The sequence below is a fragment of the Amycolatopsis pithecellobii genome (assembly GCF_009707865.1).
GTDB lineage: Bacteria > Actinomycetota > Actinomycetes > Mycobacteriales > Pseudonocardiaceae > Amycolatopsis_E > Amycolatopsis_E pithecellobii.
The window spans coordinates 57,005-80,307 of sequence record NZ_WMBA01000011.1 but is presented as its reverse complement, the minus strand read 5'-3'; the positions used below and the strand labels follow the sequence as shown (position 1 = coordinate 80,307).

Here is a 23,303-nt window from a genome sequence, read left to right as displayed (position 1 = left end):
GTGCGAAGGCGGCCGAGCCGCTATTTGGCCCAGAAGCCCGAAGCGCGGAGCGACTCCACCAGGTCACGCCCGCCGGCTTCGGCGTGGCGGGCCGAGGCCACCGCGGCGACGGACCCGTCTCGTGCCCTCAGCGCGGTCAGGATGAGGCGGTGTTCCGCCTGCGCCTCGGGGGTCCAGCCCCGGCTGCGATGGTAGAGATCCTCCGGAATGCTGGCGGCGAGCGAGCGGATGATGCCTTTCAGCCGCCGGGAACCACCGGAGCGGTTGATGATCCGGTGGAACTGGTGGTTGAGCCGTTCCACGTCACGCTCACGGTCGTTTTCGTCCCATGCTTCCATGCGGCGGACCAGCCGTTCGAGCTGATCGAGGTCTTCCTCGGAGATCCTGGTGGCGGCCCGCTCCGCGGCGACGGCGACGATCTTGCCGAAGGCCTGGAAGTGATCGTAGAAGTCATCAGGGTCGAGCATCGCGACAAAAGCCCCGCGGCGCGCGATATTGTCGACCAGGCCTTCTGACTCCAGCTGGATCAGCGCCTCGCGCACCGGCAGCTTGCTCACGCCGAACACGGCGGCGAGCTCAGTGGGATCGATACGCTGGCCCCGCAGCAAGTGGGCGGAGAAGATGAGCCCACGGATGTGCGACGCGATCTCGTCGCGGAGGTTCTGGCGACTGGAGGTATCGCCGACGGTCAACGGTCCTAAGGCGGTCGCCACGCTCGTCCCCTCGTCACAATGATTCCGCAGCGGATATGTTATCACATCGGATGAAGCCAGTGCAGGTTGAGGTCGGGGACGGCTCCTGGTGGCGAAAAACCCCTAGCCGGTACGACCCGAACCCGTTGACGATCCGGCCGGACTCCTCCGGCATCGCAGCTCCGTTTGGTGGGCGGACGTCGCGGCGTCGACGGGGCGCGTCACCGAGGAAGCCGCTTCCTCGGTCGAACGACTCCACAGCCTCACTGCGGCCGATAAAGTATCACAAAGTCCGCGACTAAGCCGTCGACCTGAGGTGGCCTCCGAGGCGTCATCCAGCGGTCATTGGCCGACGTTTGCCGACGAAAAGCCTTGTATCAAAAGGAAATTAGCGGAAAGGCTCACGAGCCGCCGGCTGTGTGTCCCTGGCTGAAGCGCCAGGTTTCGACTCAGTCTTGCAACCAGACTCCGGAATACTTTATCATCTTTCGGGTGAGCTTCTCGGTCAGCACCGAGGGCAACGACGCCATCATCAGCGCCAGAGAGGACAGCGCACGCATGCTCGGATTCAAGGGGATCATCGACATCCACACGCATCCCTTCACCGAAGAGGTGGTGAAGGGACAGGGGGTGTCGTTCCAGGAGGCGCACGATTTCTTCGGGAGCCGTCCGGAAGCTCCGCATCACGAGAGCTGGTACAAGAACAAGCGGACAATGTCGATCGAGACGAGTGCCGAACAGATCCGGATCGGCGGGTACGTGCAGGCCGCGGTCGTGCTCAACATGAACGCCTGCTGCACCTGGGGCTCGTCGCTTCCCAACGAGTACATCGCGCAGTACTGCGAAAAGGTGCCCGATCTCTACATCGGTTACGCCGGCATCGATCCGAACATGCCCGTGAAGAACTCGCTTCGCGAACTGGACCGCTGCGTCAACGACCTCAAGGTCTCCGGCCTGAAGTTCCACCCCGCATACCAGGATTTCTGGCCCAACGACAAGGAAAAGCTGTACCCGATCTACGAACGCTGCGTCGAGTACGACCTGCCGATCCTCTTCCACACCGGATCGACCCGGATGACGCAGTGCCACATTCGCAGCTGCAAGCCGGAATACATCGACGAGGTCGCGACCGACTTCCCGGATCTGCGCATCATCATGAGCCACTTCGGCTGGCCGTGGACGGAAGAGGCGCTGGCCGTGATGTGGCGGCACGAGCATGTGTACTGCGACCTTTCGGGGTGGCTGCCCAAGCACATCTACGACACACAGCCGATCGTTTTCCAGTACATGAACTCGACGCTGCCGGAGAAGTTCGTCTACGGCAGTGACTACCCGGCGATCAGCCCGAAGATCTGGATCGACCAGTTCGCGCAGTACATCGAAAACGGCTTCCAGTGGGGCGGCAAGACCAAGTACTTCCGCGAGGAGAACCTGGAGCGCTTCTTCCGGCTGAACGCGATCGATGCCCTGAACCTGCGGAAGTTCCGCCCGGAACTCGTCGATGCGGCGAAGTTCGAGATGTTCGAAGTCACCGATGCCTGAGCCGGTCGCCCTGCTCGGCCTCGACGAACTGGTCGCCGAACACGTCCAGGACGGACAACAACTGTTCGTCGGCGGTTTCGCGTTCAGTGATCCGATTGCGCTGGCCCACGAGATCGTCCGCCAGGAGCGCCGGGATCTGGAGATTCTCAAGACCAGCGGTGGACTTCTCGTCGACATGCTGGTGGGGGCCGGGTGTGTCCGGCGGCTGCTGTTCTGCCACGTGTGGAATTCGGTCGGGCCGCAACCGGCACACGCCTTTCGGCGCGCGGTCGAGGAGGGGGTGCCGCATCCGGTCGAGGTCGACGAGCTCAGCTACGGTTCGTTCGCGATGGGACTCGCCGCCGGTGCGTGGGGGCTGCCGTTCCTGCCGACCACGCCGATGAGCGGTGCCGGGCACTTCGAGGTGCGGCGGACGTGGCCGGACAAGCTCGGCACCGTCCCTTCGCCGTTCGGGGGCGAGCCGGTCACGGTGGTCAAGGCGATCCGGCCGCGGCTCGGGATCTTCCACGTCCAGCGGATCGACCGCTACGGCAACGCGCAGATGTTCGGGCCGACCGCGGAGATTCGGATGGCGATCGCCGCCTGTGACCGGGTTTTCGTGATCGCCGAGGAAATCGTCGAGCCGGAGGTGATCCGGTCGCGTCCCGAGCTGACGGTCGCACCGGGGTTCCTCGTCGAGGCGGCCGTCGTCGAACCGTGGAGCGCCCATCCCACCGACTGTTCGGGGTACTACGTGCGCGATCTCGACCATCACGATCTGTACGGCGCGGCCACCCGCACGCCTGAGGGCTTCGACGCTTATCTGCGGGAATGGGTGTACGGCACGGGCAGCCACAAGGGTTACCGTGACCGCCTCGGTGAGGAGACCCGCGCGGCCCTGACTCTGCGAGGTGCCTGGTGACCACAACACTCTTCGAACGGTTCCTGGTGACCGCGGCACGCGAATACGCCGACGAGGACGTGGCGTTCGTCGGTTTCCACTGGCCGATGCTCGCGGCCCGGATCGCCCGCCGCACGCACGCACCGAACCTCGTCGCGGTCTACGAAAGCGGCGTCGTCGAGGACGCCGCGACGCCGACCCTGTCGACGTCGCCGTCCGATCTGCGTGCGGCGGTCGGATCCCCTTACTGGGGAACGTGTTTCGACGCGCTGTGCGGCTGGCTCGCGCGTGGCCGCGTGACACGCACCGTGCTCGGGGCGCCGATCGTCGACCGGCGGGGCAACGTCAACACCACCGTCGTCGGTGACTACGACGCGCCGCGTGTCCGGCTGCCCGGCTCGGGCGGGGGAACGGAGCTGGCCGCGCTGGGCCGGGGTCTGACGCTGCTTTCGACCAGCACGAGCGCCCGCGGTTTCCCCCGCAGGATCGTCGACTACATCACCAGCCCCGGATATCTGCGCGAGCCCGGCGAACGGCGAGCCCACGGCTATCCGGACGGAACGGGTCCGAAGGTGCTGATCACGCCGCTCGGCCGGTTCGCCGTGAACGACGCCGACGGCATCACCGCCGACGCCCTGCATACCGGTGTCACGTGGGCGCAGGCACGCGAGTGCTTCACGTGGTTCCCGGCCGAACCGCCCGCATCGCTGCGCGTTCTGCCGGATCCCAGCGAACAGGAGCTCGCGGCCGCGCATGCTGTCCTGGACGAGGCACGTGCCAGCCACTACCTGCTTCCGGGCGAAGGGAGAGCCGCATGACAGGCGGACCACTGGCGGGAATCAGGGTGCTGGACCTGAGCCGGGTGCTGGCCGGTCCGTACTGCACCATGGTGCTGGCCGATCTCGGCGCCGACGTGGTCAAGATCGAACGGCCGGGCGCCGGGGACGACCTGCGGGCCTGGGGGCCGCCCTACGGTCCGGGCGGTGACAGCACGTATTTCCAGACGGTCAATCGCAACAAGACCGGGATGGCCGTCGACCTCAAGTCACCGAGCGGGCTCGAGCTCGTCCGGGAACTCGCCCGTACTTCCGATGTGGTGGTGGAGAACTTCCGCGTCGGCATGGCGGAGGAACTCGGGCTCGGCTACGAGGACCTGTCGGCGGCGAACCCGGGGCTGGTCTACTGCTCGGTGTCCGGTTTCGGGCGCACCGGTCCGCTGGCCCAGCAGCCCGGATACGACGTACTGATGCAGGCCATGGGCGGGCTGATGAGCGTGACGGGGGAGCGCGATGGCGCGCCGATGCGGTCCGGGGTCGCGATCGTCGACATCTGCACCGGGCTCTACGCCGCGGTCGGCATCGTCGCCGCCCTGAACGGGCGCACCACGACCGGGCGCGGCCAGCGGGTGGACCTGTCCCTGCTGGAGTCGGTGCTGGCCATCCAGCCGAACCTCACGGCGGGATATCTGATTGCGGGCATGGTGCCGCAGCGACTGGGCAACGCGCATCCGAACGTGACGCCCTACGGCGTCTTCCCGACGTCCGACGGGCACATCGTGCTGGCGGTCGGCAACGACGGGCAGTGGGCGAGGCTGGTCCGTGCCCTCGACGTCACGGCCGACGCCGAGGGGCTGGACACGTCGGCGGTCCGCATGTCACGCCGGGATGAGGTCGACAAGCTCGTCGCGTCGTGGACCTCGCGCTCGAGCACCGCCCGGCTGTCCGCCCTGCTGGCCGAACACGACATTCCCCAGGGGCCGGTGATGTCCGTACCGGAGGCCCTTGAGCACCCGCAGGTGCAGGCGCTGGGGACGGTCGCGACTCATCCGCTCGGTGCGGACGCCTCCGGCCGCCTCGTCCGCAGCCCGATCCGGCTCAGCGACGAGCGGACGGACACCCTCGCCCCACCGTCGTTGCGAAGGCCCACCGCCGAGCGCCTCCGGCAACTGGGCCTGCCCGGCGAACTGATCGCCCGGCTCGCCGAGTCCGGTGGCCTGGAGGAATCGCCCGACCACTCCTGACCTCACTCCATTCAGCAAAGGAGCTCAAATGGACGTGCACGGAGAACCACTGTCCCCGCCCGGCCGCGACACCGCGATCCTCGCCCGGCTCGAGCGGCTGGACATCACCAAACCGTTGCGGCGCCTGAGATTTCAGGCCGGTCTCGGCTACGCGTTCGACGCCGCGGACACCGCGACGCTCGCCCTCATCCTGCCCGCGGTCTCCGTCGTCTGGCATCTGAACAAGGGACAGACGGGCGTACTGGGCAGCAGCGTGCTGATCGGGTTCATGTTCGGGGCGCTCGCCTCCGGTGCGATCGGCGACGCCTTCGGCCGGCGCCGGGTGATGACCTACGCCCTGCTGCTGTTCTGCCTGGGCAGCCTGCTCGGTGCGCTGGCCCCGAACTGGGAGCTGCTGTTCGCGGCGCGGGTGGTCACCGGGCTCGGCTGTGGCGCCGAGGCGGCCGTGATCTCCGTCTATGCCAGCGAATTCGTGGCGGCCCGGCATCGCGGCCGGTTCGTCGGCTCGCTGGTGGCGTTCTTCGCGCTGGGCTGGATCATCGCCGCACTGGCCGGCCGTTTCGTGATTCCGCTCGACGGAGGCTGGCGCTGGCTGCAGGTCCTCGGCGCGACACCGGTGTTGCTGCTGCTGTGGTGGCGGCGGTACCTGCCCGAGTCGCCCCGGTGGCTCCTGCTGCGCGGCAGGCGGCGGGAAGCCCACGAGGTCGTCGCCCGCTTCGAACGCGGAAGCGGGCTCGAACCCGGCCCGGCGCCAGGAGTGGACGACATGTCCGTGCCGCGGCCACGGCTGCAGATCCGGGGCGGACTGCGGTCACTGCGCGGCTTCGCCGATCTGCTCCAGCCCGGACTGCGCCGGGTCACGCTCTCGACCTGTTTCCTGTGGCTGGTGGTGTTCTTCTGCTTCTACGGGTTCAACACCTGGATCCCGAGCCTGCTCATCGCCCGTGGCTACACGATCACCAGCAGCTTCACGTTCACCATCCTGATTTACGTCGCGCAGGCACCCGGCTACTACTCCGCGGCCCGCTTGTTCGCCCGGTTCGACCAGAAGACGGTGATCGTGGGCTACTTCGTAGGTGGTGCGATTTCCGCGTTCATCCTGTCCCAGGTGAGCACGACCGCGACGATCCTGGCCGCGAGCTGCCTGCTGTCGTTCTTCATGAGCGGTGTCTCCGGCTGTACTTATGCCTATACGCCCCAGGTGTTCCCGACCGCGATCCGCTCCTCCGGCTCGGGGCTGTGCTCCGCGGTCGGCCGGGTCGGTGCCATCGCGGCACCCATCGTCGTCGGCACGAGCTACTCCGCGCTCGGCTTCGGCGGAGTGTTCGCGCTGTTCATGGGCATGCTCGTGATCGGGGGGCTGGGGGTGCTCGTGTTCGGTGTGGCGACCAGGAACAAGACCCTCGAGGAGATCGAGGCGGAGGAACTGGGCACCGTGGTGTCCCTGCCCGTCGACGAGGTTCCGGGCACCGCGGCACCCCGGGACCGGCGCGTGACCAGCGGGGAGGACGCCTCGTGACACCCCGGATCGGGCTTCTGGTGCCCAGCAGCAATCCGACCCTCGCCGCCGATCTGCGGTCCGCGCTGGGCACGCGTGCGACCGTCGACGTCGAGCCACTCGCCCGGCACGAACCGGTGACACCCGAGGGCGAACTGAAGATGGTCGGCGACGACCTGCCGCGCGCGGCGGTGGCACTGGCCGCCCGGCGCCCGGACGTGGTGATCGTCGGTTGCTCGTCGGCGGCCGCATTGCTGGGCCATGACGGCGAACAGGACCTGTGCGACGACCTTCGCGGCACGACCGGGGTCCCGGTGATCGGTGCGAACCAGGCGTTTCTGGCGAGCTTGCGCCGCAACGCGATCAAACGGCCGGTGCTGCTGACGCCGTACGAATGGCCGCTGACCCTGACCCTGCGCGGCGAACTGCTCAAGCAGCACGTCGAGGTCGTCCTGACCGCGTGCCTCGAGATCGCCGGTACCGCCGAGATCACCGCGATATCACCGGCACAGATCACCGAGTTCGCCCTCGCGCACGTCGATCCCAGCGGCGACGGCGTAATGCTGGCCGGTTGCGCGCTTCGCTCGCGGGAGGCACTGGCGGACATCAGCCGGGAGGCGGGCGTGCCGGCCGTATCGGTGAACTCGGCACTCATCGAGAAGATCGAGCTGTGGCTCGCGAAGCACGGAGGTGATCGTGTCTGAGCAGCGAATCCTGATCAGTTCGGCCGCGGTGCTGTCCCTCGATTCCGGGACCGGCGACCAGGCGCGGGCGGACATCCTGATCGAAGACGGCCGGATCGCGGCCATCGGGACCGGGCTGACGGCCGGTGACGCGCACGTGATCGATGCGAGCGGCCACCTCGTTCTGCCCGGGTTCGTCGACACCCACCGGCACACCTGGCAGGCGGCCTTTCGCGGGCTGGCCGCGGACTGGTCGCTGCAGGAGTACGGGGCCGGCCTGCACGGCACGCTGAAGCCGCATTTCCGCCCCGAGGACGTCTACCTCGGAAACCTGCTCGGCCGGGCCGAGGCGCTCAACTCGGGTATCACCACGATGCTCGACTGGTCACACTGCCTCAGCACGCCGGATCACACGGATGCGGCCGCCGCGGGGCTGCGGGACTGTCCCGGCCGATCGGTTTTCGGCTACAGCGGCGGGTTCGGGCTGCCGGGCAACGATCCCATCGAGGCCGATCTCCGGCGGATCCGGGACGGCTTCCACGACGATGACCTGGTGACCCTTGCGCTGGCGTTGCGGGGTCCGCAGTACAGCCGGATGGGGGTGGTCAAGGACGACGTGGCGCTGGCCCGCGAGCTCGGGCTGCGCGTGACGGTGCACGGGGGTTCGGCCGAGTGGGGCCGGCGGCGGCCGGTGGGGCGTATGCACGAACACGGCCTGCTCGACGACCGGACCACCGTGGTGCACTGCACCACCCTGGCCGACGACGAACTCCGCTTGATGGCCGATGTCGGCGCCACCGCGTCGGTCAGCCCGGACGTCGAGCTGCTGATGGGCTTCGGCTGGCCGGCCACGGGACGGCTGCTGGACGCCGGTATCCGGCCGAGCCTGTCGATCGACGACTGCGCGGCCGTCGGTGGCGACATGTTCGGCACGATGCGGACGACGTTCGTCACCCAACGTGGGCTGGACACGCCGGAACCATCCCCGGGGCGCGACCGGATCACCTGCCGTGACGTCGTCGAGTTCGCCACCATCGAGGGCGCCCGTGCCTGCGGTTTGGCGGACCGGATCGGCAGCATCCGGGTCGGCAAGGAGGCGGACCTGGTGCTGCTGCGGGGTGACGACCTGTCTGTCTTCCCGGTCAACAACCTGGCCGGCACCGTCGTCCTGCAGGCCCATCCCGGGCTCGTCGACACGGTCCTGGTACGCGGCGAGATCGTGAAGGAGAACGGCACCCTGGCCGGGATCGACCTCCCGCGGCTGCGGGAACGGGCGGCTGCCTCCCGCGACGCCGTCGTCGACGCCGTCAACGCCGCCCGGCCTGCCGCCGACCGCATTCGGCTCGACGGGACGTGGCGACCGTCCACCGAGGACTTCAGCGACAGCAAGGTCAATCCGTCATGAGCGCACCGTTCGAGGTGGGGCTGATGATCCCGGACTCCAACACCGTGACCGCGCCGGATATCCGCACCGGACTGCGGGATTTCGCCCGCCTGCATGTCGAGACGATGCACCTGCCCGAGCCGGTGACACCGGACGGCGAGCTGGCGATGGTGCGGACGCACGCCCCCGAGGCGGCCCGGAAGCTGGCGCACCACCGGCCCGATCTGACGGTTTTCGGCTGCTCGTCGGCGGTTTCGCTGCTCGGGGTCGAGCGGGCCGCGACGTTCATCGGCGAGATATCGGAACTCGCGGGCAGCCCGGTGCTGGGTGTGAACCCGTGCCTGATCGATGCCCTGCACGGCGTCGGGGCGCACCGGATCATGCTCGTTTCCCCGTATGAGCAGCCGCTGCACGACGCCGTGCGAGGCCGGCTGGAGGCCGCCGGGTTCGACGTCGTCGCCGAGGCCAACATGGCCATCGGACGCAACGCGGACGTGGGGCGGGTTCTGCCGGAGGAAATCGTCGAGTTCACCCTCGCCCGCCCGCGCGCGGAGGCGGACTCGATCCTGATCGCCTGCGGCAACCTGCGTGGCTACGAGGCCATGCGGGACATCGAAGCCAGGAGCGGAAAGCCGGTGGTGACCGCGAATTCGGCGGTGATCGACGCGATCGTGCGCACGCTGCGCTCCGATATCCGGCCGCGGGAGGTTCCGGAATGCTGACCCGTGCGATCGTCAGCGACATCGAAGAGCGCCTGCCGGACGTCGGCCGTGACGTGCTGGACAAGGCGGCGCTGTGCGTGCTCGACGCGCTTGCCTGCTCGTTCGGTGGCCGCGATTTCGCGTGGAGCGTGGCCGCGAACGCGCTGATCGACGACGTGGCCGGCCCCAGCACGGTGTGGTCGCGCGGCACCACGCATCGCGTGCTGGACGCGATCTATGTCAACAGCGTGCACGCTCATTCCATCGTGCAGGAGGACATGCACCCGGCGAGTCGCAGTCACGCCGGCACCATGGTGGTCCCGGCCGTGCTCGCGCTGGGCGAGTCACTCGGCTCCAGCGGACGCCAGGTGCTGGAGGCGGTCATCGCCGGTTACGAGGCGCTGGCGCGGGTCGCCGCGGTCATGACGACTCCCGATTTCATCGCGCGAGGGCTGCGGCCGAGCAGCATGTTCGGGCCGTTCGGCACGGCGATGGCGGCGGCCCATTTGCTCGGCCTCGACCGCGAGCAGAAGGTCGATGCGCTCGGTCTGGCCGGGAGTTCGGCCTCGGGAACGACGGCCTGGGCCTACGGGGGAACACCCGACGTGTACTTCCAGAACGGCGCTGCCGCGCGGGCCGGGGTGCTCGCGGCCCAGCTCGCGGCACAGCGCGTCGCCGGGACGGCCGGGATCCTCGAAGGACCATCGGGACTGCTTCAGGCGTTCTGCGGGGTTTCGCCGGGAACACCTGTCGCCGTCGGGGAAACCGGAAGGTGGGCGGTGTCGGACGTCTATTTCAAGGCGTTCCCGTCCTGCGCCTTCACCCAGGAAGCGATCGAGGCGACCCGGCGGCTGACGGGTCGCGGGCTGCGTGGTGAGCAGGTCGCCGAGGCCGTGGTCGAGACCTACGGCATGGGCAAGCGGTATCCCGGCTGCGACAACGGCAGCTCGCTGGACACGACGCTCGAGCGTCAGATGAGCAACCAGTTCGGCGTCGCCGCGATGCTCGTCGACGGTGAGCTCGGCCTCGACCGCTATCTGGGCCCGTTGCACCCACCGATCGGTGAGCTCGCGAAGCGGATCTTCGTCGAAGAGCACGCGGATCTCGAAGCGCGATATCCCGCCACTCCGACTGTCCGTGTCAGGGTCACCACCGAAGGGGGAGAGGTGCTGCGCGAGGAGGTCCGGGGCGGCGCGTATCTGACCGCCGATGGCGTCATCGCCAAGTTCCGCAAGTACGCGAGCCCGGCACTGTCGGGGGAGCGGATCGATGGGGTGATCTCCGCGGTCGGCGGACTCGCCGAGAACGGCTCGCTGACCGCACTCAGCCGGCAACTCCGGCCGGTGGGCTGATTCTCGTGGTGACAACGCTGAATTCCGTTGAGGAACTGGACTTTCGCCGCTACTTGCGGGTGGGGGACGGGGTCCTGTGGGCGCAGGCCTGCGCCGAACCGCTGACCCTGGTGAACCGGCTGATCTCGCGGCCCTGGGCCGAGGACCTCAGTGCCTTCCTCGGCATTCCGGTGGCCGGGCTGATTCACCCGGAGCATGCGGCTTTGCTGCGGTTCACCTCGTATACCGGTGCCGGTGCCAACTCGGCGCTGCACGAGGCGAATGCGGCCGACCTGCTGCCCGCGCACTATTCGTCCCTTCCGGACCTGCTTCGCGCCGATGTGGTGCTGCTCCAGTTGTCGCCACCCGACTCCGGCGGGCGTTACAGCCTGGGGCTCGCGCGGGACTACGTCGCCGACGTGCTACCGAAAGCGCGCGTGATCATCGGTGAGGTCAACCCGGCCGTACCGTGGACCTACGGCGGCCCTGCACTTACGGCCGACGATCTCACCGTGGTGGTCCCGTCCCGGCACGCGCCGGCCGAATATCCGGTCACCGAACCGACCGCGGTGCACAAGGCGATCGCCGCGAACGTCGCGGAGCTGATCGAAGACGGGGCGACGCTCCAGGTGGGGATCGGGTCGCTCGCACAGGCGGTGCTCGCCGGGCTCACCGGCCGGCGTCAACTCGGTGTCCATTCCGGACTGTTGCCCGAGGCGCTGGTGGATCTGATGGAGCAGGGAGTCGTTACGGGTGAACGTAAGTCGGTCGACCGGGGGGTCGCGGTCGGCGGGATATTGCTCGGCGGCGACCGGCTTTTCCGCTATGCCCATCGAAACGAGCGCATCCTACTTCGCGAGACGTCCTACACCCATGATCCGGATGTGCTTGCGGCGCAAGAGAAGTTGGTGGCGCTGAACTCCGCCATCGAGGTCGACCTCACCGGTGCGGTCAACGCCGAGGTCGCTCGCGGCCGGTATGTCGGTTCGGTGGGCGGTGCGGTGGATTTCCTGCGCGGCGCGGCCCGGTCCCGTGGCGGTGTCCCGGTGATCATGCTGCCCTCGCGTGCCGGGCCGGTGAGCCGCGTCGTCGCGAAGCTGACCGGCCCGGTCAGTACCCCGCGCAGCGACGCGGGCGTGGTGGTGACCGAGCACGGGATCGCCGACCTGCGTGGGCTGTCGCTCCGGCAACGAGCCGAGCGCATGATCGCGATCGCGGCGCCGGAGGCACGCGCCGAGCTCGACGAGGTAACGGAAGCGGCCCTTGCGGCGGCGAAAGGAGTGTGACCGGATGAGGCGAGCGGCCATCGTGTGTCCTTTGAGGACACCCGTCGGCGTCTTCGGCAAGGCGCTGCGGACCGTGCCGGTGGAGGACCTGGCGGCCACGGTCGTGCGTGCGGTGGTGGAGAAGTCGGGGATCGATCCGGGCCGGATCGACGATGTGAGTTTCGCGCAGTCGTATGCGAATTCCGAGACGCCGTGCGTCGGCAGGTGGGTTGCCCTGCACGCCGGGTTGCCCGAGCAGGTCGCGGGGTTGCAGATCGACCGGCGCTGTGGCGGTGGCCTGCAGGCGATCGTGACGGCGGCGATGATGGTGCAGACCGGCGCCGCCGATGTCGTCCTCTCGGGCGGTGTCGAGAGCATGAGCAATGTCGAGCACTACACGACCGGGGTGCGGTGGGGGAGCCGTTCCGGCGGGGTCCGGCTGTACGACCGGCTGGATCGGGGTCGTGAGCGCGCGCAGCCCGAGTGGCGATTCGGAGCCATCAGCGGCATGGTCGAGACGGCCGAGAACGTCGCGCGGAAATACGATATCACCCGCGAGGACGCCGACGCCTACGCGGCCGAGAGCCATGCGAAGGCGGCGAAGGCCTGGTCCGCCGGGCGGTTCGACGACGAGATCGTTCCGGTGATCGTGCCCGGACGGCGGGGCGCCGAACCACAGGTGTTCGCGCGGGACGAGGGTGTCCGTCCCGGGACCGATCTCGAGACGCTCGCCAAGCTGCGCCCCGTGCTTCCCGGCGGCACGGTGACCGCCGGGAACGCGAGCCAGCAGAACGATGCGGCCGCCGCCTGCCTGGTCGTCGCCGAAGACTGCCTGGACGAGCTGGGACTGGTGCCGGCGGGATTCCTCACCGGCTGGACCGCGGTGGGCTGCGACCCGGCGACGATGGGACTGGGTCCGGTGCCCGCCGTCGCGAAGCTTTTCGCCCGCACGGGCCTCGGTTTCGACGACATGGACCTGGTCGAGTTGAACGAAGCCTTTGCGTGCCAGGTACTCGGTGTGACCGAGGCCTGGGGATGGCGCGACACCGGCCGCCTGAACGTCAACGGCTCCGGCATCTCGCTGGGGCATCCGATCGCGGCCACCGGCGTGCGGATGATGACCACGATGCTGCACGAACTCCGCCGCCGCGACGGTCGCTACGGCCTCGAGACGATGTGCATCGGCGGCGGGCAGGGAATGGCCGCGATCTTCGAGGCCGCACGGTAAAAGATGCCGCCGCGACCCCGCGAGTTGTGCGTTGCGGGCGCGCGAGTTGAAGGTTGCGGACCCGCGAGTTGAGCGTCAGGCCGGGATCTGTGCCAGCTTCAGGTTCAAGTGGCGCAGCAGCGGGGGTGCGTGGACCACGCGGTACGACGGCACGCGTTCCGGGTTCCCGGTTTTCCGCGCATTTCACCCGGACCCGCCAGATCCTCGCCGACTTCGGCCTCCCCGGGGACGGGGAGGCCGAACGTGTCGCCGGCCCGGCGGGCTGGGGGCGGTCATTCGCCGGGAACGCTGACTTCGCGCCCCTCGTCGACGACGGGGGTTACGGTGGGCGCTTTCTTCACGGGCCGGCTGGCGTAGAGCACGCCACAGATCACCGCCACGCCGGCGACGATTTCCACAGTGGACATACCTTCGCCGAGTGCGATCCAGGCTGATGCGACGCCGAAGGCGGGCATGAGCATGGAGAACGGCGCGACCTGTGAGGACGGGTTGCGTGCCAGCAGGGTGTTCCAGATGCCGTACGCGATCAGCCCGGCGAAGATCACGATGTAGAGCAGGGCGAGTACCGCGGTCCACGCGTGCCAGGTGGTCAGCGTGGTGAACGTGCTGCCGATTCGCCGGGGACCTTCGAGCACCAAAGACAGCAGTGCCATGGGAACGGGCGGGATCACGGACATCCACATGGTCAGGTGCAGTGGTTTCGGGGCGCGGGCCTGCCGGCTGCAGATGTTGCCGATCGCCCAGCCGAGTCCGCCGGCCAGGGTCAGGATGACGGGCAGCAGGGCGGCCACCTGGGCGCGGTAGGCCACGATGGCGGCCAGCCCGAGTACGGCGACGCCGATCCCGGTCACCTGCCGCGCGCTGATCTTCTCTCGCAGGAAGATTCCGGCGAGCAGCATGGTGAACGGTGCGGACGACTGCAGTGCCAGTCCCGCCAGCCCGCTCGGCATTCCCGCGGCCATGCCCACGTACACGAATCCGAACTGCAATACCCCGATACCGAGACCGGTACCCACCAGCCACCGCAGCTTCACCTGCGGCCGTGGCACGAAAAGAATCGCCGGGATGGCGAGCAATGCCCAGCGCAGAGACACCATCAGAATCGGGGGGAACTGCCACAGTGCGATTTCGGTGGCGGGAAAGTTCAGCCCCCACAGCAGTGCGACGAGAAGGGCGAGCAGGCGATCACGTAATGACATACCACCAGTCAATGCCCGCCGGTAATCAAGGACAAGGACGATTTCCGTCCAGAATGGTGTAGCCTGACTTAATGGAAATCGCTCATCTCGAGCTTCTTCGCGAGCTTGCCGATCGAGGTAGTGTCACGGAAGTCGCGCGCGTCACAGGAAAGACGACTTCGGCGGTGTCACAACAATTGCGGCTACTGCAACGTGACGTCGGCGCCGTGCTCGTCGAACGGTCCGGCCGCGGGGTCCGGCTGACCGATGCGGGCCTCGCATTGGCTCGTGCCGGCACGCGAGTAGCGGTTGCGGTCGCCGAGGCGGAGGCGGAATGGCAGCGTTACCGGCGGACCGCGACGGGAACCGTGCGGCTCGCGATGTTCCATTCCGCGGGCGAGATACTCATTCCGGGATTGCTGGCACGGATGACCGGCTATCCGGCAATCGACCTGATCACCGATGAACACGAGGCCGGTGAAAAAGAGTTCGCCCCGTTGACCGCGGATTTCGACATCGTGATCGCGCATTGCGCCGATGACGGTGTCGAGCCGGAGCGGTCACGGCTGAATGTGCTGCACCTGCTCCGGGAACCGGTCGACGTGGCGGTCCCGCTCTCCCACCCGCTCGCGACCCGGGAGCACGTCAGTGCGGCCGAGGTGATCGACGAACCGTGGATCGCGTTTCCGGAGAAGTTCTCGCTGGGCCGGATTCTCACAGCGATGGCCACACAGGCCGGACGGCCGGCCAACGTGCTCGTCCGGTCGACACACCTGCCCTTGATCGAGAAACTGGTGGCGCAGGGCCGCGGGGTCGCGTTGCTGCCGCGACACAGTTCGGGGGAACGTGCGCCCGGCCGGTTTGCGTTGCTGCCGTTGACGGGAGTGCGTGCGGGCCGGTGCCTGGAAGCGTTGTCGCGACCGGATCGCGCCGCGCGGCAGGCGGTCCGGCTGGTGCGGGACGCGTTGCTCGCCGAGGCGCGGGAGGTGGGGAAGAGCAGCGTAAGTGCGGCCTGAGTTCGACGACGAAGGAGGGGCCTCACTTCCTCACCGGAAGTGGGGCGCCTCATCGACGATCGCCTCCGGGATCATCGGCAACTGGAGTGAACAGTGGCCAGTCCTCGCCGCGTCGCGTCGACGAGCTCGGCGCGCATCCGGCATGAGATCGCCGCGGTCGGGATCAGTCCGCCCGACCCGTGAAAGGCACGCGGGTGCAGGTGCAGCTCGGTGGGGACGCCGTGCTGCACCAGCCGCTGGGCATAGGCGATTCCCTCGTCCCGCAACGGATCGAACTGGCAGACGGAGACGTAAGCCGCAGGGAGCCCCGACAGGTCGTGCGCGCGTGCCGGCGCCGCATATGGGGACACCGCATCGCCGCCCGCCTGCGCCCCGAGATAGCGCCGCCAGCTTTCCTCCGCATTCGATAGATTCCACAGTGGAGTGTCCACGAACTGCCGCATGGAGGGGGTCTGCAGGCGGTCGTCGAGTTCGGGAATGTCGAGCATCTGGAAGCAGAGCGCCGGCCCGCCGCGGTCACGAGCGACCAGTGCCGTGCCGACCGCGAGCCCGCCGCCCGCGCTGACCCCGCCGATTCCGATCCGGGCCGGGTCGACGTCCAGCTCGGCCGCATATCCCGCGACCCATCGAACGACGGCGTAACAGTCCTCGATCGCCGCGGGAAAAGGATGCTCGGGGGCCAGCCGGTAGTCGACCGATACGACCACGGCACCGACCTCGGCGGCAAGCTGTGCGGGCAGCTCCCGGTCGCCGTCCGCGTCGCCGAGGACGAAGCCGCCCCCGTGCATGTAGACCAGCGCCGGGCGTGACGTGCCCCCGTGGGGCGAGAACACGAGAACCCGCACATCGGGTGCGCCCGGCGGCCCCGGTACGGACCTCGCCTCCATCGAGATGCCTTCTGGCAGCACGAAAGGCGCCGCCTTGTTCACCGAGTCCAGCAACGTTCGCGCGGCCGGCAGATCCCGGAGATCCAGCACCGGGAGCAGCGAAATCCACGGCCGGAGCTCCGGGTCGAAGGCGTGTCCCACGGTGGCCTCTCGTTCGAAGGTATCTCCGCACCAGTGTCCCGCCGTGCCGATCTCCGGGGCATCATCCACCCGGCGTCGCCTTGCCACCCCGATCCAGCCAGTTGGCTACCGGCGCTTCGAGCGGCCGTTGCCCACGGTGCGAGCTGCTACGCTGGCGTGCCAAGTGTCGTTTTGGCCGAGGGTCGAGGTGGATCCGTGCATGGGCTCTTACTCAGGCTGTCGGCGCTTGATGCCGATGCGGAGAACGCGGTCCGCCTGATCAGCTTCTTCGACTCCCTCGTCGAGCAGCAGGCCAAACTCGAGGAGCTGCTGCGCAGCGCCGCCGTCGTGGCCGAGTGCGCGGTGGGGCTCCAGGACGTCGACGGGCAGTTCGCGGCCCGTGCGCTGCCCGACGGCACCTTCGACGCCGAACGGGCCGGGACTGGAGCCGCCGTCCGCAAAGCGACGTCGGGACATCAGGTGTGGCTCAGCCGCGGCGGTGCCCGTGCCCTGCCCATGGACGACATGCTGCTGGAACGGCTCGCGATCGCCTGTATCGCCACGCTCGGCCGGAGCGACGCGCCGTCACCGCTGCTTGGTGATCCCGCCCTCCTGGAACTGGTCGTCGGACGGTCCGCGGGCGCCCCCGAGCGAACCCGGGCCCTGCACCTGCTCGGCCTCAAGCCGTGTACGCAGCTGACCATGCTCGCGGTGCTCGGACCGGTCGAGTGTGTCGACGCGTTCGCCATGGGGCTGAACCGGTCCGGGGCTGCTCCACGCCGCGCCATCATCGGTTCCGCGCACGCAATGGCCATCACGGGGGCGCTGCCGGCCGATCTGACGCCTCCCGCCGGGGTGACGGTCGGCGTCGGCACGAGCGGGCACGCGGTCGACGCACCGTCCTCTTGGGAGAAAGCCCTTCGCGCGCTGCGGTACGCCACCGCGGGCACCGCCCGCACCGACGCCGCCGTGCACCCGGTGGTCTTCGCCTCGGACCTCGGGCCTTTCGAGTTGCTGGCCGGGCGGCTCCGGAGCGCGGACATCGTCGGGGTGGCCGATATCGACGTCCTGGATCAGCTCGCGGAGGATTCGAGCGGGCTCGACGTGCTTCGGGCGCTCGAGGTGGTCGTCGAGGCCGGATCGCTCCGGGAGGCCGCCCGTAAGCTGCACCTGCATCACAACTCGGTGTCCGCCCGGGTCGCCCGGGCGGAGGAACGGCTGGGATACCGCGTCACCGAGCCGAGTGGGATCGCCCGCCTCGGGCTCGCGCTGGCGCTGCGGCGCCTGCGTGATACCGACCTCCTGGCCTGAACGCGGATTCCGGGCCGGGTGATCGCGGGGTCAGGCCACTTCGACGACGATCTTGCCGAAGGCGCCGCGGTCGAGGTGATCGAGTGGACGAGGTCTTCGAGCGCGCGGCGGTGGCCGGTGCCGATGCCCTGGATGGTGACGTCCTTGAGCATCAGGGGCATGACGGGAGCCGTCACGTCGAAGCCTTCCAGCGCACCGATCTGCTAGATCGTCCCGCCGACGGCCGCCGTCTGGACGGCCTTGCCGAGATGGGGCCCACCCACCATCTCGAGGATGCGGTCCGCGCCGCAATCGTCAGTGATCTTGAGGATGGCAGCTTGTGGGCGCTGCCGGACACGATGACTTCGGCTCCGAGTGCCTTCGCGATCTGGATGCCGAACAACGACACCCCGCCGGTTCCCTCGACCAGCACCGTGTCGCCGGCACGCGCCCGGCCACGTTCGGCGAGCGCGAACCACGCGGTCAGCCCGGCGCACGGCAACGTACTGGCTTCCGGGTGGTCGAGTGTTTCCGGCCCGTGGACGAACCATTCCGCCGGGAAGCTCACGTAGTCGGCCAGGACGCCGGGGTAGTAGCCGCCGAGGGTCCGGTAGGACGGTGTCCGGGCGTCGCCGTGGCGGAGGCCGTCGACCCAGTCCGGGGTGAAGGTGGAGATCACGTGCTCGCCGATGTCGAAGCGCTGCGGCTCGGGAATCGGGACCTCCCTGAGTTCCAGCTGGTCGCTGCTGATTGGTGCGTGCGTCGGTGCCGCAGATGGGCCGAACCGGCTTCGTCCACTCGCAGCGCGCCGGCGACCGGATCGAGCTTGCGCTGCTCCGTTGTGAACGGTCGGATATGCGGTGCATCGTGCTCGCCTTCCTGAGGTCCGGCGTGCAGGATGTGTGCAAGATGCACGCGGAGATGGCCATCGCTTGTGCAGTGAGGCGACAAGTGGTGCGCTGGTCGGGCACGTTGCTCGAGAGGAGTTCATGATGTCCGCACCGTCCGCGCCCGTGACCCCGGCCGTTTCGGGGGATCGGTTTGCCGTGCTGGGTGAGATCGAACAGCGGGTGCGGTGGCTCGCGACCGCGATCATCGACCACGCGAACCGGGTGCGCCCGAATACGACGGGGTTGAAGGTGGGTGGGCATCAGGCGTCGTCGGCGTCGATGACGACGTTGATGACGGCGTTGTGGTTCGAGCATTTGCAGGCGGGGGACCGGGTTTCGGTGAAGCCGCATGCGTCGCCGGTGTTGCACGCGATCAACTATTTGCTGGGTGAGCTGGATGAGGAATACCTGACGACGTTGCGGGAGTTCGGTGGCTTGCAGTCGTATCCGTCGCGGTCGAAGGATCCGGATCCGGTGGACTATTCGACGGGGTCGGTGGGGATCGGTGCCACGGCCCCGATTTGGGGTGCGCTGGCTCGGCGTTACGTCGCGACGTTGGGGGAGCAGGCGGGCGCCGGTCGGCAGTACTCGTTGGTGGGGGATGCCGAATTGGACGAGGGTGCGGTGTGGGAGGCCATCCTGGATCCGATGGTCGGCGAGTTGGGCGAAGTGGTGTGGATCGTCGATCTGAATCGGCAGAGCCTCGACCGCGTGGTGCCGAATATCGGTGGGCCGCGGTTGGCGGGGATGTTCGGTGCGGCGGGCTGGCAGGTGCTCACCGTGAAGTACGGGCGGCTGCTGGAGGAGTTGTTCGCACGCGAGGGCGGGGATGCGTTGCGGCGGCGGATCGATGAGATGAGCAACCCGGAATACCAGCGGTTGTTGCGGTGCACGCCGGCTCAGTTACGGGATCGGTTGCCGGATTCGCCGGAGCTGACCCGGCTTGTGTCCACTGTGGACGATGAAACGTTGCATGCGGCGATCCGTAATCTCGGCGGGCATGATCTGCGGGCGGTCGGGGATGCGTTCGCCCGGATCGATGACACTCGTCCGACGGTGATTTTTGCTTATACGGTCAAGGGTTTTGGGTTGGCGAGTGAGGGGCATCCGCAGAATCATTCGTCGTTGCTGACGGGGGAGCAGTTCGGCGAGCTCGCTGCCCGGTCCGGGATTTCGGTGGAGGCGCCCTGGCAGCGGTTCGCTCCGGACAGCGCGGCCGGGCGGGTCTGTGCCGCCACCGCCGAACGGCTGCGCCGGGAGCCGGTGCCGGCCGGGGCGGTGCCGGTGTTGCCGAAGGATATTGGTCGTACTCCGTCGGGGCGGGCGACGACGCAGGCCGCGCTCGGCCGGGTGCTACTCGATCTGACGCGGGAGGCTCCGGAGGTGGCGCGGCGGGTGGTGACGTTGTGCCCGGATGTGTCCAGCTCGACCAATCTTGGTGGCTGGGTGAACAAGGTGGGTGTGTGGTCGCCGGATGAGCGGCGCGATTGGTTCGACGACGATCCGGAGACGATCCTGCACTGGCGGGAAAAGCCGACCGGCCAGCACATCGAGCTGGGGATCGCGGAGGGCAATCTGGTGGGGGCGCTTGGTGAGCTGGGTGCCACCTGGAGCAGGTGGGGGCAGCCGTTGTTGCCGATCGGGGTGCTGTATGACCACGTTCGTGGAGCGGGCATTGGAGCCTTGGTCGTTCGGGATTTACGCGGGCGGGCAGTCGATCCTCGTCGGCACTCCCTCGGGTGTGTCACTCGCACCCGAAGGCGGCGCGCATCAGTCGATCACGACGCCGTCGGTGGGGCTGGAGCAGCCGGGCTGTATCAGCTATGAGCCGGCGTTTGCGATTGATGTGGAGTGGACCTTGTTGGCGTCGCTGGCACGGTTGGGTCGCCCGGACGGGACGAGCGCGTATCTGCGCCTGTCGACGCGGCCGGTGGATCAGACCCTGGCCGCGGTGCCCACCGATGCGGCGGCCAGGGAGCGGCGGCGCAAGCAGGTCGTGGCGGGGGCGTATCCGTTGCGGCGGGCTGCGACGGCGCCGGCGGTGACGATCGCGGCGATGGGTGCGATGGTGCCCGAAGCGCTGGCCGCGGCCCAGCGGCTGGAGTCCCTGGGCACCGCGGTGGATGTGGTGATGGTGACCAGCGCCGGGCTGCTGTTCGACGCGGTGCAGGCCCGCGCCGGCCACGGTCAGGGCGATACCTGGGTGCTGGATGCCGCCTTCCCCGCGCGGCGGGCGGCGCCGTTGGTGACGCTGCTGGACGGGCACCCGCACACCCTGGCGTTCCTCGCCGGGATCAACCAGGTGCGCGCCACGCACCTCGGCGTCACCCGCTTCGGCCAATCCGGCGATCTGGGCAGCGTGTACCGGTATCACGGCATCGATACGGACTCCGTCGTCGCCGCCGCGCTCGACCTCATCTGATGACCGTCACGCCATTTACCGTCACCATGCCCGAGCTGGGGGAGAGCGTCACGGAAGGAACCGTGACGAGGTGGTTGAAGCAGCCGGGTGATCATGTCGAAGCCGATGAGCCGTTGCTGGAGGTCTCGACGGACAAAGTGGACACTGAGATCCCGTCGCCTGTCGCCGGCACGGTCGTGAAGCTTCTGGTCAAGGAGGACGCCACGGTGCCGGTGGGTGGAGAACTCGCGCTCGTCGGCGAGGCGGCGGACGTCGGTGCAGTTGGGCCGGAACCTGTTGTGGTGCAACCGGAACCGGCCGAAGACATCCCGCCGCCGGTCGAGCGCGCCTCGGCGCCACGAGCCGAGGCGCCGCAACCCGCCGCGACGTCGACCGGACCGGTCCCCGGGACGGTTGCGCCGTTGACCCGGCTGCGCCGCGTCATCGGAGAGCGCATGGTGGAATCGCTGGCCACGTCGGCCCAGCTGACCACGGTTCAGGAGGTCAACCTCGGCCGGGTCAGCGCCCTGCGTGCCCGGGCGAAGGACGAGTTCCGGCAGCGGCACGGGGTCGGGCTGAGCTACCTGCCGTTCTTCGCCAAGGCCGCCATCGAAACCCTGCGCGCCTTCCCGGCCTTCAACGCCACCCTGACACCGGACGGGCAGGTGGTGTATCACCGCGAAATCCACCTGGCCGTCGCCGTCGACACCCCGCGCGGACTGCTCGTGCCGGTGATCCGCAATGCCGACGAGCTTTCCATCGCGGGACTCGCCAAGGCGATCGTGGATGTCGCCGCCCGCACCCGCACCAACACGATCGGCGTCGACGAGCTCAACGGCGGCACCTTCACCATCACCAACATCGGCAGCGTGGACACGCTGTTCGACACCCCGATCATCAACCAGCCGCAGGTCGCGATCCTGGCCACCGGGGCGGTCGTCCGGCGCCCGACCGTGGTCACCGGCGCCGATGGCGAAGAAACCATCGCCATCAAACCGATGTGCTTCCTGCCATTGACCTACGATCACCGGCTCATCGATGGCGCCGACGCCGGCCGATTCGTCGCGGCCATGCGGAAACGCTTGGAGGAAGGCGCTTTCGAAGCCGAACTTGCCCTGTAGCACGAACACCGCCGCCTTGCCCCGATCGGGGCGAGGCGGCGGTCGGCGAGAGGGCAGGCTAGTTCGCCGGCACCACCTGGCCGTTGTCGCGTGCGGTCCGGACGGCGAGCCCCCGCCGAGCGGCGTCGATAAGCTCGGCGTGCATCCGCTGGGACAGGCTCGCGCCCGGGACCAGCCCCCGTGATCCGTGGAAGGTGCCCGGATACAGGTGCAGCTCCGTGGCGACCCCGTGCTGCACCAGGCGCTGGGCGTAGGCGATCCCCTCGTCGCGGAGCGGATCGAACTCACACACCGACACGTATGCGGGCGGCACGCCCGACAGGTCGGTGGCCCTGGCCGGAGCGGCATACGGCGACACCTCGCCGTCGGCCGCCGGCTCGCCCAGATAGTGCCGCCAGCTTTCGATCGCGTTCGGCAGATTCCACAATGGAGTGTCGGCGAACTGCTGCATGGAAGCGCTTTCCAGCCGGTCGTCGAGCTCGGGGATGTCGAGCAGCTGGAAGCACAGCGCCGGGCCGCCGCGGTCACGAGCGAGCAACGCCGTGCCCGCCGCGAGACCGCCGCCCGCGCTCACCCCGCCGATGCCTATCCGGCCCGGGTCGATACCGAGTTCGCCGGCCTGCCCGGCCACCCACTGCAAGACCGCGTAGCAGTCCTCGATCGGTGCGGGGAAGGGATGTTCGGGAGCGAGGCGGTAGTCGACCGACACCACCACGGCGCCGGTTCCGGCGGCGAGTGTCGCGGGCAGTTCCTGGTCGCCGTTCGCGTCGCCGAGGACGAACCCGCCGCCGTGCAGGTAGACCATCGCGGGGCGTGACGGGCCGGATCCGGGGGAGAAGATCAGCACGGGCACGTCCGGCTCCCCGGCCGGTCCCGGCACGGTCGTCGTCTCCATCGTGACGCCGTCCGGCAGCACATACGGAGCCGACGACTCGCCGGCCGACGCCATCAGCGTGCGCGCCGCGGACAGGTCACGGACGTCCAGCGCCGGCAGCATCGGAATCCACGGCTGGAGCTCCGGATCGAAGCCATATCCCACGATTTCCCCTTACTGTGCTGTTGGTTACTGATCCGACTACGGATTTTTCCGATCAGTCTGGCGTCGTGGCGAGCACCCGGTCACCATCCATGCGGCGGCGCCTGGCGGCGTCCACCGATCCGGATGGCTACTCCGCG

Annotated in this window: 19 protein-coding genes and 1 pseudogene; 15 read left to right on the top strand and 5 right to left on the bottom strand. The window is 68.6% G+C overall.

Annotated features, from left to right (window positions below; translation table 11 throughout):
- Positions 1–20: 20 nt before the first annotated feature.
- Positions 21–713 carry a GntR family transcriptional regulator gene (locus tag GKO32_RS10240; RefSeq protein WP_154756573.1) on the bottom strand — a complete coding sequence of 231 codons (693 nt, stop codon included), beginning with the start codon at positions 711–713 and terminating at the stop codon, positions 21–23.
- Between the two features lie 471 nt (positions 714–1,184).
- Between GKO32_RS10240 and GKO32_RS10235 the strand changes: the two genes are divergently transcribed.
- Genes GKO32_RS10235 through GKO32_RS10185 form a run of 11 tightly spaced genes read left to right on the top strand, consistent with a single transcriptional unit; the run spans position 1,185 to position 13,224 of the window.
- Positions 1,185–2,234 carry an amidohydrolase family protein gene (locus tag GKO32_RS10235; protein ID WP_154756572.1) on the top strand — a complete coding sequence of 350 codons (1,050 nt, stop codon included), beginning with the start codon at positions 1,185–1,187 and terminating at the stop codon, positions 2,232–2,234.
- Positions 2,227–3,135, top strand: a complete 909-nt coding sequence (locus tag GKO32_RS10230) for a CoA transferase subunit A (protein ID WP_166459475.1) — start codon at positions 2,227–2,229, stop codon at positions 3,133–3,135. The genes GKO32_RS10235 and GKO32_RS10230 overlap by 8 nt, the downstream gene beginning before the upstream one ends.
- On the top strand, positions 3,132–3,932 hold the full coding sequence (locus tag GKO32_RS10225; RefSeq protein WP_166459474.1) for a CoA-transferase: 801 nt from the start codon (positions 3,132–3,134) through the stop codon (positions 3,930–3,932). Before GKO32_RS10230 ends, GKO32_RS10225 begins: the two co-directional genes overlap by 4 nt.
- Complete coding sequence (locus GKO32_RS10220; RefSeq protein WP_154756569.1) at positions 3,929–5,134, top strand: CaiB/BaiF CoA transferase family protein; 1,206 nt, start codon at positions 3,929–3,931, stop codon at positions 5,132–5,134. The genes GKO32_RS10225 and GKO32_RS10220 overlap by 4 nt, the downstream gene beginning before the upstream one ends.
- 28 nt (positions 5,135–5,162) lie before the next feature.
- Entirely contained in the window at positions 5,163–6,653 is a 1,491-nt protein-coding gene (locus GKO32_RS10215; protein WP_154756568.1) for an MFS transporter, read from the top strand.
- Positions 6,650–7,336, top strand: coding sequence for an aspartate racemase/maleate isomerase family protein (locus GKO32_RS10210; protein WP_154756567.1), 687 nt, complete (start codon positions 6,650–6,652; stop codon positions 7,334–7,336). Before GKO32_RS10215 ends, GKO32_RS10210 begins: the two co-directional genes overlap by 4 nt.
- The gene (locus tag GKO32_RS10205) at positions 7,329–8,720 is read left to right on the top strand and encodes an amidohydrolase family protein (protein WP_312867762.1); all 1,392 of its coding nucleotides are present in this window, start codon (positions 7,329–7,331) and stop codon (positions 8,718–8,720) included. The genes GKO32_RS10210 and GKO32_RS10205 overlap by 8 nt, the downstream gene beginning before the upstream one ends.
- On the top strand, positions 8,717–9,421 hold the full coding sequence (locus tag GKO32_RS10200; RefSeq protein WP_154756566.1) for a maleate cis-trans isomerase family protein: 705 nt from the start codon (positions 8,717–8,719) through the stop codon (positions 9,419–9,421). Before GKO32_RS10205 ends, GKO32_RS10200 begins: the two co-directional genes overlap by 4 nt.
- Positions 9,415–10,752 (top strand): MmgE/PrpD family protein, encoded by a 1,338-nt coding sequence (locus GKO32_RS10195; RefSeq protein WP_154756565.1) that lies wholly within the window; start codon positions 9,415–9,417, stop codon positions 10,750–10,752. Before GKO32_RS10200 ends, GKO32_RS10195 begins: the two co-directional genes overlap by 7 nt.
- Before the next feature lie 5 nt (positions 10,753–10,757).
- Positions 10,758–12,017, top strand: coding sequence for an acetyl-CoA hydrolase/transferase family protein (locus tag GKO32_RS10190; RefSeq protein ID WP_312867761.1), 1,260 nt, complete (start codon positions 10,758–10,760; stop codon positions 12,015–12,017).
- Between the two features lie 4 nt (positions 12,018–12,021).
- Positions 12,022–13,224, top strand: coding sequence for an acetyl-CoA C-acetyltransferase (locus GKO32_RS10185; RefSeq protein WP_154756564.1), 1,203 nt, complete (start codon positions 12,022–12,024; stop codon positions 13,222–13,224).
- Positions 13,225–13,496: 272 nt separating this feature from the next.
- Here the strand turns inward: GKO32_RS10185 and GKO32_RS10180 are convergent, their stop codons facing one another.
- Positions 13,497–14,423, bottom strand: coding sequence for an EamA family transporter (locus GKO32_RS10180; protein WP_154756563.1), 927 nt, complete (start codon positions 14,421–14,423; stop codon positions 13,497–13,499).
- Positions 14,424–14,494: 71 nt separating this feature from the next.
- On the opposite strand from GKO32_RS10180, the gene GKO32_RS10175 reads away from it, so the two are divergent.
- Positions 14,495–15,418, top strand: a complete 924-nt coding sequence (locus GKO32_RS10175) for a LysR family transcriptional regulator (RefSeq protein ID WP_154756562.1) — start codon at positions 14,495–14,497, stop codon at positions 15,416–15,418.
- A 71-nt stretch (positions 15,419–15,489) separates the two neighbouring features.
- Here GKO32_RS10175 and GKO32_RS10170 read toward each other — a convergent pair whose 3' ends face one another.
- Positions 15,490–16,515 carry an alpha/beta hydrolase gene (locus tag GKO32_RS10170; protein ID WP_312867760.1) on the bottom strand — a complete coding sequence of 342 codons (1,026 nt, stop codon included), beginning with the start codon at positions 16,513–16,515 and terminating at the stop codon, positions 15,490–15,492.
- A gap of 126 nt (positions 16,516–16,641) precedes the next feature.
- Between GKO32_RS10170 and GKO32_RS40105 the strand changes: the two genes are divergently transcribed.
- Entirely contained in the window at positions 16,642–17,736 is a 1,095-nt protein-coding gene (locus GKO32_RS40105; protein ID WP_154756561.1) for a helix-turn-helix domain-containing protein, read from the top strand.
- 172 nt (positions 17,737–17,908) lie between these two features.
- On the opposite strand, the gene GKO32_RS10160 is transcribed toward GKO32_RS40105, so the two are convergent.
- The gene (locus tag GKO32_RS10160; protein WP_208024351.1) at positions 17,909–18,394 is read right to left on the bottom strand and encodes an MDR/zinc-dependent alcohol dehydrogenase-like family protein; all 486 of its coding nucleotides are present in this window, start codon (positions 18,392–18,394) and stop codon (positions 17,909–17,911) included.
- A 310-nt stretch (positions 18,395–18,704) separates the two neighbouring features.
- Here GKO32_RS10160 and GKO32_RS10155 point away from each other — a divergent pair.
- Both GKO32_RS10155 and GKO32_RS10150 read left to right on the top strand, forming a co-directional pair.
- A pseudogene (locus GKO32_RS10155) lies at positions 18,705–21,027 on the top strand (thiamine pyrophosphate-binding protein).
- Positions 21,027–22,127 (top strand): 2-oxo acid dehydrogenase subunit E2, encoded by a 1,101-nt coding sequence (locus GKO32_RS10150; protein WP_154756560.1) that lies wholly within the window; start codon positions 21,027–21,029, stop codon positions 22,125–22,127. Before GKO32_RS10155 ends, GKO32_RS10150 begins: the two are co-directional and overlap by 1 nt.
- Positions 22,128–22,185: 58 nt before the next feature.
- On the opposite strand, the gene GKO32_RS10145 is transcribed toward GKO32_RS10150, so the two are convergent.
- A complete protein-coding gene (locus tag GKO32_RS10145) occupies positions 22,186–23,166 on the bottom strand; it encodes an alpha/beta hydrolase (RefSeq protein ID WP_312867759.1) in 981 nt (326 codons plus the stop codon).
- Positions 23,167–23,303: the final 137 nt, after the last annotated feature.

Coding starts and splice junctions, on each gene's coding strand:
- GKO32_RS10195 (WP_154756565.1), top strand. CDS start 9,415: ATGCTGACCCGTGCGATCGTCAGCGACATCGAAGAGCGCCTGCCGGAC.
- GKO32_RS10230 (WP_166459475.1), top strand. CDS start 2,227: ATGCCTGAGCCGGTCGCCCTGCTCGGCCTCGACGAACTGGTCGCCGAA.
- GKO32_RS10220 (WP_154756569.1), top strand. CDS start 3,929: ATGACAGGCGGACCACTGGCGGGAATCAGGGTGCTGGACCTGAGCCGG.
- GKO32_RS10175 (WP_154756562.1), top strand. CDS start 14,495: ATGGAAATCGCTCATCTCGAGCTTCTTCGCGAGCTTGCCGATCGAGGT.
- GKO32_RS10150 (WP_154756560.1), top strand. CDS start 21,027: ATGACCGTCACGCCATTTACCGTCACCATGCCCGAGCTGGGGGAGAGC.
- GKO32_RS10215 (WP_154756568.1), top strand. CDS start 5,163: ATGGACGTGCACGGAGAACCACTGTCCCCGCCCGGCCGCGACACCGCG.
- GKO32_RS10200 (WP_154756566.1), top strand. CDS start 8,717: ATGAGCGCACCGTTCGAGGTGGGGCTGATGATCCCGGACTCCAACACC.
- GKO32_RS10185 (WP_154756564.1), top strand. CDS start 12,022: ATGAGGCGAGCGGCCATCGTGTGTCCTTTGAGGACACCCGTCGGCGTC.
- GKO32_RS10180 (WP_154756563.1), bottom strand. CDS start 14,423: ATGTCATTACGTGATCGCCTGCTCGCCCTTCTCGTCGCACTGCTGTGG.